The 16,698-nt window shown below is 72.8% G+C and carries 13 protein-coding genes and 1 pseudogene; 8 read left to right on the top strand and 6 right to left on the bottom strand.

Features of this window, described 5'->3' with window-relative positions:
* The first annotated feature begins 36 nt into the window (after positions 1-36).
* The gene (locus ACFYTE_RS35515; RefSeq protein WP_351736550.1) at positions 37-222 is read left to right on the top strand and encodes a hypothetical protein; all 186 of its coding nucleotides are present in this window, start codon (positions 37-39) and stop codon (positions 220-222) included.
* 103 nt (positions 223-325) lie between these two features.
* On the opposite strand, the gene ACFYTE_RS35510 is transcribed toward ACFYTE_RS35515, so the two are convergent.
* Entirely contained in the window at positions 326-1,270 is a 945-nt protein-coding gene (locus tag ACFYTE_RS35510; RefSeq protein ID WP_388719527.1) for an aldo/keto reductase, read from the bottom strand.
* Between the two features lie 84 nt (positions 1,271-1,354).
* Between ACFYTE_RS35510 and ACFYTE_RS35505 the strand changes: the two genes are divergently transcribed.
* Complete coding sequence (locus ACFYTE_RS35505) at positions 1,355-1,996, top strand: TetR/AcrR family transcriptional regulator (RefSeq protein ID WP_388719525.1); 642 nt, start codon at positions 1,355-1,357, stop codon at positions 1,994-1,996.
* Positions 1,997-2,354: 358 nt separating this feature from the next.
* Here the strand turns inward: ACFYTE_RS35505 and ACFYTE_RS35500 are convergent, their stop codons facing one another.
* Complete coding sequence (locus ACFYTE_RS35500) at positions 2,355-2,831, bottom strand: helix-turn-helix domain-containing protein (protein WP_388719523.1); 477 nt, start codon at positions 2,829-2,831, stop codon at positions 2,355-2,357.
* A 130-nt stretch (positions 2,832-2,961) separates the two neighbouring features.
* Here ACFYTE_RS35500 and ACFYTE_RS35495 point away from each other — a divergent pair, with 130 nt between their 5' ends.
* Positions 2,962-3,654, top strand: a complete 693-nt coding sequence (locus tag ACFYTE_RS35495; protein WP_388719521.1) for a TetR/AcrR family transcriptional regulator — start codon at positions 2,962-2,964, stop codon at positions 3,652-3,654.
* A gap of 213 nt (positions 3,655-3,867) precedes the next feature.
* On the opposite strand, the gene ACFYTE_RS35490 is transcribed toward ACFYTE_RS35495, so the two are convergent.
* Together ACFYTE_RS35490 and ACFYTE_RS35485 are read right to left on the bottom strand one after the other, a co-directional pair.
* The gene (locus tag ACFYTE_RS35490; RefSeq protein WP_388719519.1) at positions 3,868-6,783 is read right to left on the bottom strand and encodes a GH92 family glycosyl hydrolase; all 2,916 of its coding nucleotides are present in this window, start codon (positions 6,781-6,783) and stop codon (positions 3,868-3,870) included.
* A 610-nt stretch (positions 6,784-7,393) separates the two neighbouring features.
* Positions 7,394-7,558: a hypothetical protein gene (locus tag ACFYTE_RS35485; protein WP_388719517.1), complete on the bottom strand. Its 165-nt coding sequence runs from the start codon at positions 7,556-7,558 to the stop codon at positions 7,394-7,396.
* A gap of 327 nt (positions 7,559-7,885) precedes the next feature.
* Here ACFYTE_RS35485 and ACFYTE_RS35480 point away from each other — a divergent pair.
* Positions 7,886-8,017 (top strand): annotated as a pseudogene (locus ACFYTE_RS35480) (TraR/DksA family transcriptional regulator); the annotation flags it as partial.
* Between the two features lie 12 nt (positions 8,018-8,029).
* Here ACFYTE_RS35480 and ACFYTE_RS35475 read toward each other — a convergent pair.
* A complete protein-coding gene (locus ACFYTE_RS35475; protein WP_388719515.1) occupies positions 8,030-8,818 on the bottom strand; it encodes an HAD family hydrolase in 789 nt (262 codons plus the stop codon).
* 529 nt (positions 8,819-9,347) lie between these two features.
* On the opposite strand from ACFYTE_RS35475, the gene ACFYTE_RS35470 reads away from it, so the two are divergent.
* From ACFYTE_RS35470 to ACFYTE_RS35455, 4 genes are all read left to right on the top strand, one after another.
* Positions 9,348-10,067 carry a ScbR family autoregulator-binding transcription factor gene (locus ACFYTE_RS35470; RefSeq protein ID WP_388719513.1) on the top strand — a complete coding sequence of 240 codons (720 nt, stop codon included), beginning with the start codon at positions 9,348-9,350 and terminating at the stop codon, positions 10,065-10,067.
* Positions 10,068-10,223: 156 nt separating this feature from the next.
* A complete protein-coding gene (locus tag ACFYTE_RS35465) occupies positions 10,224-12,077 on the top strand; it encodes a PP2C family protein-serine/threonine phosphatase (protein WP_388719511.1) in 1,854 nt (617 codons plus the stop codon).
* Positions 12,078-12,381: 304 nt separating this feature from the next.
* The gene (locus ACFYTE_RS35460) at positions 12,382-14,013 is read left to right on the top strand and encodes a phosphodiester glycosidase family protein (RefSeq protein ID WP_388719509.1); all 1,632 of its coding nucleotides are present in this window, start codon (positions 12,382-12,384) and stop codon (positions 14,011-14,013) included.
* A 115-nt stretch (positions 14,014-14,128) separates the two neighbouring features.
* On the top strand, positions 14,129-14,632 hold the full coding sequence (locus ACFYTE_RS35455) for a hypothetical protein (RefSeq protein WP_388719507.1): 504 nt from the start codon (positions 14,129-14,131) through the stop codon (positions 14,630-14,632).
* A gap of 32 nt (positions 14,633-14,664) precedes the next feature.
* Here the strand turns inward: ACFYTE_RS35455 and ACFYTE_RS35450 are convergent, their stop codons facing one another.
* Complete coding sequence (locus ACFYTE_RS35450) at positions 14,665-16,560, bottom strand: glycerophosphodiester phosphodiesterase (RefSeq protein WP_388719505.1); 1,896 nt, start codon at positions 16,558-16,560, stop codon at positions 14,665-14,667.
* Between the last annotated feature and the right edge of the window lie 138 nt (positions 16,561-16,698).

Below are 16,698 nucleotides of genomic sequence, written 5' to 3'. Positions count from 1 at the left end.
GGCCGCGGCGGCGCCGGCCCCAGGAGGAGGAGAACCATGGCCAAGGGCGACGACATCAACATGGAGAAGACGGTCCAGGAGTGGACGGACCGCCTGGTCAGCGAACAGGGCACGGCGATGGACCGGGAGCACGCCCGCCAGTTCGTCAGCGGCGTCTACCACTCGGCCCAGGAGGACCTGCTCAACCGCAATGCCCAGGCGGAGTACGAACGGGAGGAGTGACTCCCGGGCCTTCGCCGGGGCGGTTCCGGGTGCCTTCGGGCGCCCGGGGCCGCCTCTGCCCGGCTCCCGGTCGATGGCGCGTGCGGTTTACGCCGGGGGCCGCTCAGTCCAGCGGGATCTCGGTCGTCCGGGAGGGCACGGCGTCGAGGGCGGCGAGCGTCGCGTCGTCCAGCCGCATCGTGCCCGCCGCGATGTTCTCCTCCAGGTGGCCGGTGTCCGCGGTGCCGGGGATGAGGAGGACGTTCTCGGCGTGCCGCAGCAGCCAGGCCAGGCCCACCTGGGACGCAGTGCGGCCCAGGGACCGCGCGGCGTCGCGCACGGCCGGCTCGTCGGTCACCTTCGGCATGCCGGGGAACCCGCCGCCGAGCGGGAAGAACGGAACCCAGGCGATGCCCTCGGCGGCGCACAGCCGGAGCATGTCCTCATCGACGCGGCTGATCAGGCTGTAGGCGTTCTGCACACAGACGATGCCAGCCGGGAGAGCCCGGCGCAGCACGTCGTACGTGACGCCGCTCAGGCCGATCGCGCCGATCTTGCCCTCGTCGCGCAGCCCGGTCAGCACCGCGAGCTGGTCGTCCGGGTCGACCGCCTGGTCGCCCTCGGCCCGCAGTCCCGGGCCGGTGTCCAGGCGCCGCAGGTTCACGACCGGGATCCGGTCGAGGCCGAGGGCGGTGAGGTTGGCCTCCACGCTCGCCCGCAGCTGCTCGGGCCGCTGCGCGGGCCGCAGCGGCAGGGGGCCGTCCGGGTCGGGGTCGGCGCCGACCTTGCTGACGACGACGACCTCGTCCTGCGGGCGGATCGCCTCGCGGATCAGGTCGTTGACGAATCCGTTGCCGTAGAACTGGGCGGTGTCGATGTGGTCGACGCCCAGCTCGACCGCGCGGCGCAGCAGCGCGACGCCGGCCTTGCGGTCACCGTGCAGGCGCTCCAGCTGCATGGCCCCGTACCCGATGCGGGAGACGGTGCGGCCGGCCAGCGGGCCGGGGCTGCCGGGACGTGGGGCGCCGCCGGTCGTGACGTCGGTGGAAGGGGTGTCGGCAGAGGTCATGGGAGAACCGTCCCCGTGCGATGATGGATGAAGCGGAGGAGCCTCCGCTTGTCCGACCGTAACACAACCGGAGGTTCCTCCGCTTTGACAGCTTCGACTCCGCGGGAACCGGCGCCCACGGGCGCCCGAGCCGATCTGCCGGCCGGTGCCGGCCGCCCCGTCCGCGCCGACGCGCGCCGCAACCGCGACAAGCTCATCGACGCCGCCCGGGCCGCCTTCGCGGCCAGCGACGACCCCGTCGCGCTGGAGGCGATCGCGCGTGCGGCCGGCGTCGGCATCGGCACGCTGTACCGCAACTTCCCCACCCGCGAGGCACTGGTCGAAGCCGTCTACGCCGCCGAACTCGACGACGTGGTCACGAGCGCACCCGCTCTGCTCGACGCGTTCCCGCCCGAAGTCGCCCTGCGTGCCTGGCTGGACCGCTATGCGGCGTTCGTCGCCACGAAGCGCGGCATGCTCGACACGCTCCGCGCGGGCTTTTCCTCGGGACGCATCGCGACCGCCGCCACGAGGGAGCGCTTCACCGGCGCCCTCGGCACCCTCCTGACGGCCGGTGCGCGCACGGGCGCGCTCCGCGCGGACGTGGCCCCCGAGGACGCCACCCTGATGCTCCTCGGCGTATTCCTGGCCACAGCGGACGACGCCACCCCCGACCAGACCACCCGCCTACTCGACCTATTGGCCGACGCCCTGAGCACCGCCCCAAAGGGGCACGAGCCCGCATAGAAGCGACCGACGAGGCCTCGCGCCCCAAAGGGGCGCGGGGAACTGCGCGATCAGCCACGACGGCGCAGCAGGTGACTGACGGCCTGTCACGGGCTTCGCGCGGAGCGCCGCCGCACCCAGCCACGGCGGCGCCGCAGGTGACCGACGGCGTATCGCGCCCCCAAAGGGGTGCGGGGAACTGCGCGATCAGCCACGACGGCGCAGCAGGTGACTGACGGCCTGTCACGGGCTTCGCGCGGAGCGCCGCCGCACCCAGCCACGGCGGCGCCGCAGGTGACCGACGGCGTATCGCGCCCCCAAAGGGGCGCGGGGAACTGCGCGATCAGCCACGACGGCGCAGCAGTTGACCGACGGCCTGTCACGGCCTTCGCGCGGAGCGCCCCGGCACCTGGATGCCATAGTGGGCGATCTTGCGGTACACGGTGGCGCGGCTCATGCCGAGACGTTCGGCCGCCTGGGCCACGGTGATCGTGGGATCGGTCAGGCAGCGCACGATCTCGTCCCGTTCCAGACGTTCCAGACGGCCGAGCCGGCGGCCCGGGTCGGTGAACACCTCGGCGGGCAGATGCTGGACGTCGATGGTGTCCGTGCGCGACGCGGCCTCGCGCACCACGCGCCCCAACTGCCGTGCGTTCTCCGGCCACTGATGGGCCGTCAGCGCCCGTCCCGCGGCGGCCGTGAACGCGATGGTCCGGCCGCGGTGGCGGCGCGCGAACAGATACGCAAGCGGCAGGATGTCATCCGGACGCACGCGCAGCGCCGGCACCTCCACCACGGCGCCCACCAGGGGCCGCAGCGCCCCGGGGATCAGGTCGTACGCCTCGGCGGTGAACACGAACGGCTGCGGCCGGGGCAGCGGCGCCGCGACGGCCGGGCGACGGGCGGCCCGTATGCGCGGTACTGAACAGCTCTCATGGCCCGGGACCGTAATGGAACACCCCGTCCGGATGGCTAGAGTGAGAGCGGTGAGCGGACAAGTGAACCGGAAACTGCGCTCCGACGCCCGGGACAACCGGGAACGCATCCTCACCGTGGCCCGTGAGGCCTTCGCGACCGAGGGCCTCGATGTGTCGATGCGGGAGATCGCCCGGCGGGCGCAGGTCGGCGCGGCGACCCTCTACCGGCGGTTCCCGACGAAGGAGGCGCTGGTCATCGCGGCCTTCGCCGAACAGATGGCCGGGTGTACGGCGATCGTCGACGAGGGGCTGGCCGTGGCCGACGCCTGGGCGGGTTTCTGCCTGGTGATCGAGAAGCTGCTGGCGATGCACGCCGTCGACCGCGGTTTCACCACGGCCTTCATGTCGGAGTTCCCCCGCGCGTTCACGTTCGGCGCCGAGCGCGACCGGGTGCTGCGCTCGCTCCTGGAGCTGATCCGGCGCGCGAAGGAGTCGGGTGAGCTGCGGCCGGACTTCGTCCTGGACGACTTCGTCCTGGCGGTGATGGCCAACGGAGGCATCAACGCCGGTTCCCCCGCCGCCACGGTGGCGGCCTCCCGTCGCTTCGCGGCGCTGATGATCCAGTCCTTCCGGGCCCGGCCCGAGGCGGTGGCGCCGCTCCCGCCGGCCGTCCGGCTGCCCCTCCGGGTCCGCGGACAGACACCGGCCGTGCCGTCCCGGCGGCCAGACGCCGAACCACGTCAACGCACTGTTCCCCGCTGACGGTTCGATCCGGGAGCGCCGTGCGGCCGACGGCTGGACGATCGGTGCGCCACGACATCCTGCGCAGCCAGGCCGACAGGAACGGCTGGGTGCCGGAGACCGCGGACAGGTCCCAGTACGCCGACCTCGACGCATGCGCGAACGCCCTTGCCGCAACAGCGGCGCCCGCCCCGCGGCAGTGCGGGGCGGGCGCCTCGGGCCGGGGCGGGTCGGTCAGCGGGTGGTCAGGGTGACGTCGAAGATGTGCATCACCCCCCGGTCCGTGCCCTGCGGGAGGACGACGGAGGCGACACGTTTGGCCGGGTCGAGCGCCGTCGGCACGGTGGCGAACACCTTCGCCTGGGCGCTGTCCGAGCCACCGGACACATTGTTGCGCCCGTTGGTGGTGATCAGCGGGGTGTTGCCGAACTGGTAGGCGGTGCCCGGGGTCCAGTCGGTGAACTGGACCGGCACCTGCCGGCTGCTGCCGTCGGTGTACTCGACGACCGCGGTGCCCTGCGACGGGCCGTTGGTGGCCAGGCCAAGGAAGCTGATGGCGGTCGCCGGGGCGTTGTGCAGGTCGATCCGCTGGCCGTGCGGGATCCAGTTGTCGGGCTCGCCCGGCGCGGCGTCCGGCCAGGTGAAGACGGCGCCGGTGTCGCCCAGGGGCAGGCGCGCACCCGGGGTGGCACCGGCCGCCGCGAGCTGCTCGCGCGAGAGCGAGTTGTCGCTCAGGTCCAGCGAGCCGAGGTTGCCCCGGCCCGCCGGAGTGGTCCCGATGTTGTTGCGGTCGTCACTGCCGTCGGTGTACGACGGCGGCACGTCGCCCGCGCCGGTACCCCAGCTGCCGGGGGTCCTTGTCATGGTGAACTTCAGGGTGCCGCCCTTGCGGGCGAAGTCCTCGCCCACCCAGGAGCGGCTGGTCCGGTGCCCGTTCACCTTGAGGCCGTCGACGTACGGGCGGCCGTGGGCGACGCCGTCCGCGGCGATGGTGATGGTGCGTCCCGTGCCGGCGCTCTTCACCTTGATGTGCTCGAACATCGGGGCGGAGATCACCAGGTTGGCGGTGCCGTAGATCGAGGGGTAGACACCCAGGTTCGCCCACACGTACCAGGCGCTCAGCGAGCCGAGGTCGTCGTTGCCCGGCAGTCCGGACGGCGAGGTGTCGTACATCTCGGTGGTCGCGCGGCGCAGCACGTCGGCCGTCCTGTCGGGCCGTCCCAGCCAGTTGTAGACGTACGGCATGGAGAAGCTGGGCTGGTTGCTGAGGTAGGCGCCGGTGACGTTGTACACGCCGGCGTCCAGGTTCTTGGTGTGCTCGTCCAGTTCGGCGGTGGTCTTCGCGACCCCACCGCGCTTCTCGATCAGCGTGCCGACGTTCTGCGGCACCAGCCAGCCGTACTGGTAGCCGGTGGCCTGGTCGAACTGGTCGCCCCGCTCACCGAGGTTGAAGCCCTGGTCGAAGCCGGTGCGGCCGCGGGGCCGGATCTGCCGGGTCTGGCTGTCGAAGACGTTCTGCCAGTTCTGCGCCCGCGCCATGAACGTCCGGTAGGCGTCCCGGTCACCGAGCCGCCCGGCGAGCTGGGCGATCCCGAAGTCGTCGATCGCGTACTCCAGCGTCGTGGAGGTCGCCGAGTTGCCCCTGCGGTTCTCGATGAACCCGGTGCTGAAGTACTGGTAGCCGGCTGCCCGCTTGGTGGCGGTGGCGGGCAGCGACTGGGTGGCGACCATAGAGGCCAGCGCGGCGGCCCGGTCGTAGTGAGTGCTGCCGAAGGCGTCCACCGAGGCGAGCAGCGACTGAAGGGAGTCGCCGCTCATCTTCTGCTGCGACTGGTTCAGGTGCGGCCAGTTGGGCCAGCTGCCGGTCTGCCGCACCATGTCCACGATGGACTGGTTGATGTCGTCGCCGACCTTGGGGAACAGCAGCGCGACCAGCTGGGCCTGACCGCGGTAGGTGTCCCAGCCCGAGAAGGTGACGTATTGGTGGTGCCCCCGGGCCACTCGGTGGATCTCACCGTCGTAGCCGGTCCACCGGCCGTCGACGTCCTCGAAGACGTTGGGGTGCAGCAGCGCGTGGTACAGCGCGGTGTAGAACTTCACCCGCTCCTCCCTGCCACCGCCGTCCACCGTCACGGTCTTCAGCGCGTTGCGCCAGGTCTTGGCCGCCTGACCGCGGACCTTGTCGAAGCCGGACGAGCCGACCTCGGTGTCCCGGTTCAGTGCGGCGCCGGCGACGCTGACATAGCTCAGCCCGCTCTTCGCGGTCACCTTGGCGCCCTTGTCGAAGACCAGGTAGGCGCCGACCCCGTGCTTGGTGTCGGTGCCCTGCGCGGTGGCCGACCCCGGGGTGACGGTGCCGCCCTGCCAGGTGCCGAAGGAGCGGATCGGCTTGTCGAAGGTGGTCGAGAAGTACGCGCGGTAGTGGCCGCCCACGTCGCATATGGAGGCGGCGTCGACCCACCCGCTGACCGTGTTGCCCTCGATGGTGACGTGGCTGTCGAAGATGCGGTTGTTGGAGCCCGCGACGTCGATCAGCAGGGTGGAACCGGCCCTGCCGGGGAAGTCGTAGCGGCTGACCGCGGCCCGGGTGCTGGCCGTCAGCTCGGTCTTGACATCGTTATCAGTGCGCACCGAGTAGTAGCCGGGTTCGGCCTTCTCGGCGGTGTGGCTGAACGGCAGGTAGTAGTCGGTGATGCGCGTCGCCGGGCTCGTGGGCAGCGCGCCGCCGGGCAGATCGCCGGTGTACGGAAGGACGGGGAAGTCGAACGCGCCGAACCGGCCCTCGCAGCCGGTGCCGGACAGCCGGGTCATGCCGAAGCCGCGGATCCGGTCGGCGGTGTACTCGTACCCGCCCTTCTGGTCGCCGTCGCTCGTCCGGTAGGTGGTGGGGCTGGACTGCACCATGCCGAACGGCACGGTGGCGCCGGGATAGGTGTCGCCGTAGGCGCTGTTGCCCTTGTTCTGGCTGGTGTCCAGTCGGGTGCCGATGAACTGGTCGACCGCGTCGAAGGGGTCGATGGTGCTGTTGGACGCCGCTGCCGTGCCGGGCAGCAGGCCCGACAGGACGGTGCCCAGCGCGAGGGCGCCGGCCAGGAGCCGGCGCCGACCGGCGCCGGGCCGCGGCGCACGCCGCGAAACGGATCTCCACATGGGTGTTCTGGTCCTCCACAGCCACTGACAGGGACCCGCGAGCCGGGGGCTCGCGGGTCAGGGGGCTACATGGGTATCAACCAGACCACATATAGACACCGGACAAGGCCAGTTCGTGAACACCGCGGGAACCGCCCCGTACACGGTCGGGGCGGACCCAGCCAGCGCCACCGGCGCTCACCACAAGGCACCGCCGCCCGGCGCGGCACCGGCGGCCGGACCGGGGCTCGGCGACCCGTCGCATGAGGGGTGTGCGCCCCTGCGCCGCACCGACGTTGTCGGCCGTCGCCCCGCGTCGCGCCGCGCCGTACACCCGGCCGGCCCGGCGCGCGGCGGCCGGCCCGGCGCGCGGCGGCCGGCCCGGCGCGCCCCCGGGCGGCGCGGTGCGCTGCTGGGTGGCCACCGCGTCGGGCAGACCGGTCCGCGTGGGCCCGCCGGTGGGCGCCCTCCACGCGCTCATCGGACACCGCGCGGGCGTCGATCCGGAACGGCGAGAGCCCGACCGTACGCACGGGCCCCTCACCGCCGGCCGGGGACCCCTCGGCGTCCTCCTCCGTTCGTCGGTGCGCAGCACCCGCCACCGTCGGACCGCCCCACCGGACCCGGCCTCTCAGGCCGAGGCCGACCACTCGGGTACGTAGTCCTCCGGCGGCGGTCCCTGAGGCTCGGGGTCGGGAGGGTCGGGGGGCGGGGGGAAGAGGAGGTCCTCCAGGGCTTGCATGGCGAAGATCAGGAGCAGCAGTGCTACGGGGATGAGCAGGGCGAGCAGGATCACGTGGCCTCCCAGAGGAGTAGTGATCAGGCCTGTGGTGTGTCCGTGGCACGAACGGTTTCAGCCTGCGTCCGGTTGGGTGACCGCGCACTCAGTGCGGACGAACCCTGAGCCGTTCGGGTGAAAGACGGCTGTCCGGGTGCGTCCTGAGGTGCCGTGGGCGACCCTGCCGCCCTTGGAACGGCCGGGCCGTCACCCGGATGCGCGGGCTAGCGCCGACACGCCGGGCCGACGACCGGAATGCACACCACGCCGCTCGACGATCGCAACCTCGCCGGTGGGCATAGGGGCCGGGTACGGCAGGCGCCGGATCCGACGGCCCGGCCTGTCGCCCGCATGGTGCTCGCCGATGTCGAGGCGGCCCTGCGCCGCATGGACCGGCAGCGCTACGGCGACTGCCGCCTGTGCCTGCGTCCGATCGCTCGGGAACGGCTGATGATCGTGCCGCAGGCCCGTTACTGCGTGCTGCCGGCTTCAGCCGCGATCCTCGGGGCCCCGCTGGTTGCCCAGCCGGGGGGCGGGGCCTGCGGGGCGGGGCACCCGGTCGCGGACCCAGGCCCGCAGCAGGGGCGAGTGCAGGGCCGGCACCCACAGGTCGGCCCGCTGGGCGTCCGCTTCGCTCGGCCGGGGCCCCACCCCGAGCACCCGCAGCCCGGCCCGCCACGCGGACTCGATCCCCGTCAAAGAGTCCTCGACCGCCAGCGCGTCGTGCGGCCGGGTGCCGCACAGCCGTGCCGCCGTCGCGTACACGTCGGGCCAGGGCTTGGGCCGCACGACCCCCGGCGTGCCGGCCGCCGGGTCGGCGCCGGGCATGTCCGGAGGCATGCCGGACGGTACGACGATGTGCCGGAAGTGGCGGCGCAGCCGCGCTCGGGAGAGGCATTCCTCCACGACCTCCAGGGGGCAGTTGCTGGCCACCGCGAGCGGCAGCCGGCCGGACAGCGACCGCACGAACTCGGCGGCACCCGGCATGGTCATGGGATCGCGGGCGACGAGTTCCAGGAAGTTCGCCAGCAGCGCCTGCGTCAGGTCGTCGGTCAGCTCGGGCTTGTGCGCCTCCTCGGCCATCAGACGGCCGCAGTCGGTGTAGTGCACGCCCTTGGCCCGCTCCGCGAACCCTGGCGACGGCCGCAGGCCGAAGGCGCGCAAGGCCCTCATCCGGGCGTCCTGCCAGTGGCGTTCGGTGTTCATCAGGGTGCCGTCGCAGTCGAAGACGACGGCTTCGGGGGACCAGTCGAGAAGGGAAGGTGCCTGGGTGGTCACGGTGGCTCCTGCGGGAGGGGCGGCCATGCTCGTGGCGGACCGCGGTTCGGGCGAGTGCTGCGGTTCCCCGTGCCGGACGCGCGCAGAGCGGGCGCCTCCATCGGTGTCGTCGTACGGATGAAACGGCCCGGACTCAGGTCATTCCGTCGCAAAGGGGAAACATCGCGGTCGCTACGCTATTTTCGGCTCGGAGCGTGACGCAATCACTACTTCGAGCGCTCGACAGTGGTCGGAGCGGAGGTGTAAGCGGGATCGCGTGCACGGCACTCGGCCGCCGTTCTCGCGGCCCGTCAACGCTGCATAAATGCTGCCGAGTTGAGGCATATGCAGGAGGCAATGCGGAATAGCTGCGACGGGGCGGGAAAAAGTCGTGTCACCGCCAGGAGCCGCGCCGAATCGGGCCCGAAATCACCCGCAAGCGTTCACCTTCGAAAGAATTGAGCATTTACCGCGCAGGGTGGGCGAGAATTGCCCCCGGCGTGCGCGGGCGCACTACATTCTCCGTCGTCAGGGGCAATGCTGAGGGAAAGTGGACAGCACGTTGCAGGAACGGGCCAGGGCAACCCGCAGATCACTTCTGGAGGCAGCGGCCTGCCTCTTCGCCGAACAGGGGTATGCCGGTACCAGCGTCAACGACATAAGTGCCAGGTCCGGGCGGACCAGCGGCTCCGTCTATTTCCATTACGCCAGCAAGGAGGGGATCGCCCTCGCCGTCGTCCAGGACCGGTTCGCCACCTGGCCGGGTCTCGCCGCGCGGTACACGGACCGCGCCGTACCGCCCCTGGAACGCCTCGTCACCCTCAGCTACGAGATCGCCCGTGCCCTCGCCGAGGACACCCTCACGCGCGCGGGCGCACGCCTGTGGGCCGAGCGCGACACCATCGACGCCCCACTGCCCGACCCCTTCGCCCTGTGGACCGCCGCCGCCACGCGCCTCCTCGCCCAGGCCCGGGCCGCCGGCCACCTCGCGCACGACGTACGCCCCGCCGCCACCGCGCGCACCCTGGTCCGGGCCTTCTTCGGCCTGTGCACCCTCACCGAGGCCCTGGAGGGCCCGCACACGGTCACCGACCGCCTCACCGAGTGGTGGCATCTGACCCTGCTCTCCCTCCAACGGGACTCGGATCCGGCGCAAGTGGTCGGAAGGGCGCGCGCGGCGGCGACGCGCCAGGCGGCGCGGAAGCCGGCGGGTTCCGTGCGTCTTGCGGGTTCCGTGGGATCGGCGGAGTTGCAGGCGTCACGGGAGTAGAAGGTCGCAAACCGCTGGTCCGGCGGTCGCCGCGGCCCGTCGGCGCGGCCGTGCCCGGTCACCGGGGCGCGGGCGTCGAGTGGCTCGCCCGTCACGGAGCGCGGAGCATGGGAGTGAAGCGGAGCATGGGAGTGAAAGTGAAAAGGAGGCGCTCCGGTGCCGCACACCGCAGAGCGCCGGATGCGCCCGGCCGCAGCGCGGCCCCGGCAGAAGGAGGCGTGCGAGCGCATGGCGGACAAGCCGGTCGGGGCCGATGTGCCGCTCAGCTCGGCGACCACCGTCGACATGCCGAGCCGCCGCAGACTCCAGGCGCTGGAACTGCTGCTGACCGAGCAGCGGTTCAGGATCGCGCGCTACGTGGAGGCGTATGCCGCTCCCGGTGCCAAGCCGCGGCTGTGCTCCCGCGGGATGCCGCGGCCCACCCCCGGCATCGACTCACCGGTGCGGGAGCTGCTGGACGCCCTTCCCGTGCCCACCACGCTCGTCCTTCCGGTGCCCGACGAGCGGGGCGGGCCGCCGGAGTTCTACTACGTGGGGCAGAACCAGGCCGGACGCGCGTACATGACCGGCCGGCTGCCGCCCGGGTTCCTTCCGTCGTGGACCGGGCCGGTGCCGCTGTTCGACCGCTTCCCCACCCTCAACGACACGGCCGTGCCGCGCCTGCTCACCGAGGCCCACCGCAGCGGACGGGTGCAGGGCCCCGAGCCCGCCGAGTGGCCGCTGCCCGGACCCGACTCCCTGGTGATCCGGGTGAGCAGCGAGGTGCGGGTGATCCCTTGCGCGGATCTGCTGCTGCTCACCTGGGATCGCGGGCACGAGTCCCTGACGGCGCAGGAGGCCCAGCGCCTGGTGCGGGTCGGATGGGCCGAGTGGAATCTCGGCGACGGCAGCGCGGACGCGTCGTCGGGGCTGCCCGGCGTCCTGGGCCTGCCCGCCGGGCAGCCGCTTCCCGGCCTCGTCGAACTGGGCCGCATGGTGACACCGGACGGCCTGGAGGCGCTGTACCGGTCCGTCCACGACATCCTGCTGTGCTCGCAGATCGCGGACTGCGATCTGCCCCTGTCCGCTCCGGGCGAGAGGATCGTCCGCTTCGTCGCGGAGCCGGTACGCCTGGCGGATGGCCCGGTGTGGGCCGTGCGCGCGGTGCTGCACGACGTGACCGACGACCGCACCAGCCGGGCCCTGGCCGCGCAGGCGAGCCGGGAGGCCCGCACCCAGCGGGAGCGGGCGGACGCGGTCGCCGAGGTGGCCGAGCGCCTGCGGGACGCCGTACTGCCGGGCTTCCCGGCGGAACTGGCCCGGCACGGGATCGAGGCGGCCGCCGTCTACCGTCCCGAGGCGCGCGCGGCGCGGGTGGGCGGCGACTGGTACAAGACCCGCATCCTGCCGAACGGGAAGGTGCTGATCGCGCTCGGTGACGCCCGCGGCCATGGCCTCGACGCCGTCACCCTGATGGCGAAACTGCGCTACGCGCTGGGCGGCCTCGCCTACACCGGCGAACTGGTGGAGCGGCTGACCGGCTGGCTGAACGCGGTCGCCTGTGACGACGGGGCGGAGTCCACGGCCACCGCGGTCATCGCCCTGTACCACCCCGACCTCGGACTGCTGCGCTGGACGTGCGCGGGGCATCCGCTGCCGGTCCTGGTACGTGGCCGGCGGGCCTGCCTGCTCGATCCTCCGCCGGGCGGTCCCGGCCTGCCGCTGGGCGTGCTGCCCGCCGAGGTCTACGCGGCGGCCGGGACCTTGCTGCGGCCCGGTGACGTGGTGCTGCTGTATTCGGACGGTCTGATCGAGCGCCGCGGCTCCGACCTCGACCGGGACTGCTCCCGGCTGCTCGGGGTGGCGGAGGAGTGCGCAGGCGACGGCATCCCGCCCGGCGACGAGGCGCTGGACGCCTTCGTCCGTGAACTGGTCGGGGTGCTGACCGGGCCGCACACGGCGGACGACGCCACGGTGCTCGCCTTCCGTCTCGTACCCGACCGCCGGCTGACGCCCGACCGCACCGACTGACGCCCGGCCGTCACCAGCCGCCGATACCAGCCGCCGATACCGGCGGCCGTCACCGGCCGTCACCGGCCGGCGCCCGCCGGTGCGATGTCGACGGCGCCCCGCGCCACTTGACGGGCCGTCATACCGGATCCGCCGCTCGCGGGTCGTCCGCCCGCCGAGTGGTGATCGGGTGTGGATGTCACCGAGGGTTCCCCGGCAGGTCCCTGACGCCTCACGCCACCGTCCCCCCGCGGTATTGGGATGGTGGCCGAGCGCGGTGACGGCATGCCGTCCGGCACCGCAGGAGCCGTACGTCAGGAGAGGCATGTCCGTCACAGCCGAGACGCCGAGACGCGGGGCGCGCCGCGGAAAGCAGGGAGTCGGACGGGGCATCGCGCTCGGGACCGCACTGGCCCTGATCGCCTTCGTCCCGCCGGCCGCCGCGAGCGCGCGGGCCGCCGCCCCGGCCACCAGCACGATCACCTGGACCACAGAGCACGTGGCGCCCGGTGTCCAGGTCCGCAGCGGGGTGCTGCGCAACCCCGACGCCGCCGGCGTGTGGACGGTCACCGTCCAGGCACCGGCCGTCAACCGCCTCACCGGGGCCGCCACCTGGGCTCCGCTCGGGGACCGCGACTGGGCCGACGCCACCGACGCACGGCTGCGGGCGGCCGGATTCGAACCGCGGCTGGAACGGGTGGTGTGGGACCCGTACTCCGACACCCCGCGCGGCACGATGGGCTGGCAGGTCAGGATCGGCCGGTATGCCACCCAGGCCGCGGCGGGCACCCTCAACTCCTCGGTGACGGCGGCCGGTTTCCGCACCTCCGTCGAGTGGACGGGATACGACGGACGGCAGAGCGCCGACGCGGAACGCATCCACGTCGCCGTCGTCGACCCGGACCGGCTGCGGGGCACGATCGAGGTCAGCGACGGCGGTGATGTCGCCGACCGCGAGAAGACCTCCGCGGTGGCCGCCCGGCTCGGCTCCCTGGTCGGCGTCAACGGCGGGTTCTTCATCACCTCGGACGCGGACGGCGTCCAGGGCACGATGGCCGGGCTGTCCGCCGTACACGGCAGACTGGAGTCGATGGCCGTCGGCTCGCGCGCGGCACTGATCCTCGGCGACGGCGGACGGCGCCCGCGCGTCGCGGACCTGTCCACCACCGTCACCGTGCGCGCCGGCGCCGCCACCCACGCGGTGCAGGGCATCAACCGGGTCCCGGGCAAGCTGCGCAACTGCGGCCGTCCCGGCGCCGTGCCCACCGAGCTGCCCCGGCACGACACCACCTGCACGCTCGCGGACGACCTGGTGAAGTTCACCCCCGCGTTCCGGGCCCCGCTGCCCACGGGCACCGGCGTACAGGTGGTGCTGGACGAGCGCGGAGTCGTCGTCCTGCGCGGTGACCGCGGCGGCGCCGTGCCCGCAAAGGGCTCCGTCCTGCAAGGCACCGGGGCGGCGGCCGCCTGGCTCGCCGAGCACGCCGACGTCGGCCGGCGTCTGACGCTGCGCGAGGTCGTCCGGGACGCCTCGGGACGCCAGGTCAGGCTCGGGCCCGACGACAGCGTCGTCAGCGCGGCGCCCACCCTGGTCGAGGACGGCCGTGTGCACATCGACGCCGCCACCGAGGGCACCCTGGACCCGCGCGACCTCTCCTTCGGGTTCGCCTGGTCGAACGTGCGCCAGCCCCGCACCCTGGCCGGCGTCGACCGCCGCGGCCGTCTCCTGCTGGTGACCGTGGACGGCCGTCAGCCCGGTGTCAGCGAGGGCTTCACGCTCGCCGAGGCCGCCGGCTTCATGCGCTCCCTCGGGGCCGTGCAGGCCCTCAACCTGGACGGCGGCGGCTCCACGGCGATGGCGGTCGACGGCGCCCTCGTCAACACCACGTCCGACGCGAGCGGTGAGCGCGCCGTCGGTGACACGATCCACGTCCTGCCGCGCACGGGCCGGGGCTGACCCCGGCCGACCCGGGGCGGCACTTCGCCGGCGGCCGCAACCGAGCCGCCGGCGGGGTGCCGCCCCGCCGTTCTGTCACCGGAGCCTGTCACAGGCGTGTGCTTGGATGCCCGGCATGATCCACTCACCAGACTCACCCAGCATATGGATCACCGCAGTTCCGCCGTTCGGCCCGGAGGAGACCGGAGTGCTCCTCTCCGTCGACGTGACGTCCGAGGATCCCGGGGAGCGCATGGTCTCCGTGCTCCTGAACCGGGGGCACGAGGGTGAGGAGGGCGTCTTCTATCTGCTGCCGTTCGATCTGTCGGCACGCTACGAACGCAGCGGTGACCGGCTGTCGGTCAGTATCCGGGCCTCCCGGCAGGTGCTCGCCGCCGATCTGGCCGACCGCACCGACGGTCTGCACGAGCACCTGGCCGCCCTCGCTGCGGACCCGGCGGACGACGACTGGGTCATCCTGCTGCGCCGCGCGCTCGTCACCGACTTCGTACCCCCCGAACGGGACGGCGTGAAACAGCCGGTGCTCCTCATCGACCACACCGGCCCGGCCACCCTCGCGGAACTGTTCGCCCAATTCCACGAGGGCGAGGCCGGCTTCGCGGTCCTGAACGCCGACTGACGCCGGCTGACGGCGACCGGCCGGTGGCTGTGTCAGGCCCTGGCCAGGGCGGACGCCTCGGCCGCTATCAGAGCGGCGCGGTCGCCGGACAGCCCGGCCCGGCCGGCGTGCCGCTCGGCCCACTTGGCGAGCTGCTTGTAGTCGGCGCGGCCGAGCATGCCGGTCAGCGTGGCCACGGCATGGTTCTTGGCGCCCGAGGTCAGGATCAGGTGGGCAAGACCGGTCCGGGACGCCTCGACGGTGAAGACCGACGTGGCCGTGGCGGTGCCGCCGGGACCGGTGGCCTCGGCGCGCAGGGTGTGCTCACCGGCGGCGAGCCCGGAGAGGTCGAGGGGCTTGCCGGCGCCGACGGGGCCGCCGTCCAGGGTGAGGGTGACCTTGTCGGCGCCGGTGGACTGCACCGCGACGACCGGTGCCTGCGCGCGGTCGAGCCGGGCGCCGCCGGCCGGCGAGGTGACGCTCAGGGCCGGCGCGTCCGGGGTCTCGTTCTTGCGCTGCAACCAGGCGGCGTTCCAACCGGCCAGCTCCGCCGGACGGTTGGTGATGATGCCGTCCACTCCGGCGGCCTCAAGCGCCTGCCAGCGGGCCGCGCTGTCCACCGTCCAGACGTTCACCGCGACCCCGGCCGCGTGCAGGTCCCGCACCACGCCGGGCTTCTTGGACAGGGCGCCGTCCGACGGGTTGTAGGCCGAGAGGTGCAGTTCCTTCGCGACGGCCACCGGGTCGGCGTCCAGGGAGTCCCGCAGCAGACCCAGCGGCAGTTCGGGCGCCAGCTCGTGGGTGTACCGCAACGCGCTGACGTCGAAGCTCTGCACGAACACCCGGCCGGTCATGCCGTGGTCGCGGATGGTCCCGACGATCGTGGCGACCTCGTCCCGGGTGTGGGCGCCCTTGATCTCCAGCAGCAGGTCGCCGCCGCGGCTCTTCAGGTCCGCCAACTGGGCCGCCAGCGTGGGGATACGCGTGCCCTTGTAGACGGGTGCGAACCACGAACCGGCGTCCAGCGCGTCCAGTTGAGCGGACGTCAGGCTCCGGATGAGGCCGATGCCGTCGGTGGTCCGGTCCACCGTGCCGTCGTGCAGCACGTACGGGACGCCGTCCTTGCTCGGCTGTACGTCGTTCTCGATGTACTCGGCTCCGCCGCGCCGGGCGATCTCGTCGGAGACCAGGGTGTTCTCCGGGGCGGCCGAGGAGGCGCCGCGGTGCGCGATCACGGTCAGCGGGGAGCCCGCGGGACGGAGGTGGCTCTCGGCGGGCAGTTCCGTCACCTTCAGGTCGTCGAAGGAGACGGTGGCGCCGTTGACGACCAGGGCCTCCACGCCGCGCGCCGAACGGGCCAGCCTGCTGGTCCGCATGGCCTCGGTGCCGTTGAAGTACCAGCGCGCCTTGGCGCCGTGCACCTCGACGGCGATCCGTACGTCGCGGCCGGTGCCGGCGGCCGAAGGCGCGGCGTTGGTGTCGGTGACGTTCCAGGCGCCCGCGGTGGTGCGCTGGGCGAACTCCAGGCCGTTGGTGGCGGTCGTGCCGCTGCGCATGGTGGCGATCTGCCAGGGCACGGCGCCGTCGGCGGGGACGTCGAGGCCCATCGCGGTCCAACGGGCGGAGTCGTTCACGGACTCGAACCGTGCGGTGACCTCGATGCGGAAGTCGTTGAGGTGTTCGCCGAACGTGATGCGGCTCTGCTGGTTGGCGTTGGCCGAAGTGCCGTACAACCGGCCGTCCTTGACCTGCCAGGTGCCCTCCACCGCGGTGAACCCCGCGGGCAGGGCGGTGCCGGAGAAGTCCTCGGCCACCACGGGCCGGTTCTCCGGTGCGGCGGCGCCGGACGCGGTCGGGTCGGCGCCCGCCGGGGTGACGACGACCCCGAGGACGAGTGCGGCGGAGCTGAGCGTCGCCGCCGAGAAGGTGCTGAGCGATCTGTTCGACATGAGCGGAACGTACGGTTCGTTGCTCAACTCCTGCTGACGTACAGAGGAACTCCGTTCAGCGGCCGGGTAGATGATCGTCGCGACTTCACGCCGTCGAGGTGCGGGGGCGGCGGTGTTGCGGGAGCATGACATTGGGGA

Origin of the sequence: Streptomyces sp. NPDC004629, assembly GCF_042873595.1 — a bacterium.
In the GTDB taxonomy this organism is placed as follows: domain Bacteria; phylum Actinomycetota; class Actinomycetes; order Streptomycetales; family Streptomycetaceae; genus Streptomyces.
The sequence above is the reverse complement of the archived record's forward strand: the minus strand, read 5'-3'. Positions and strand labels throughout refer to the sequence as shown.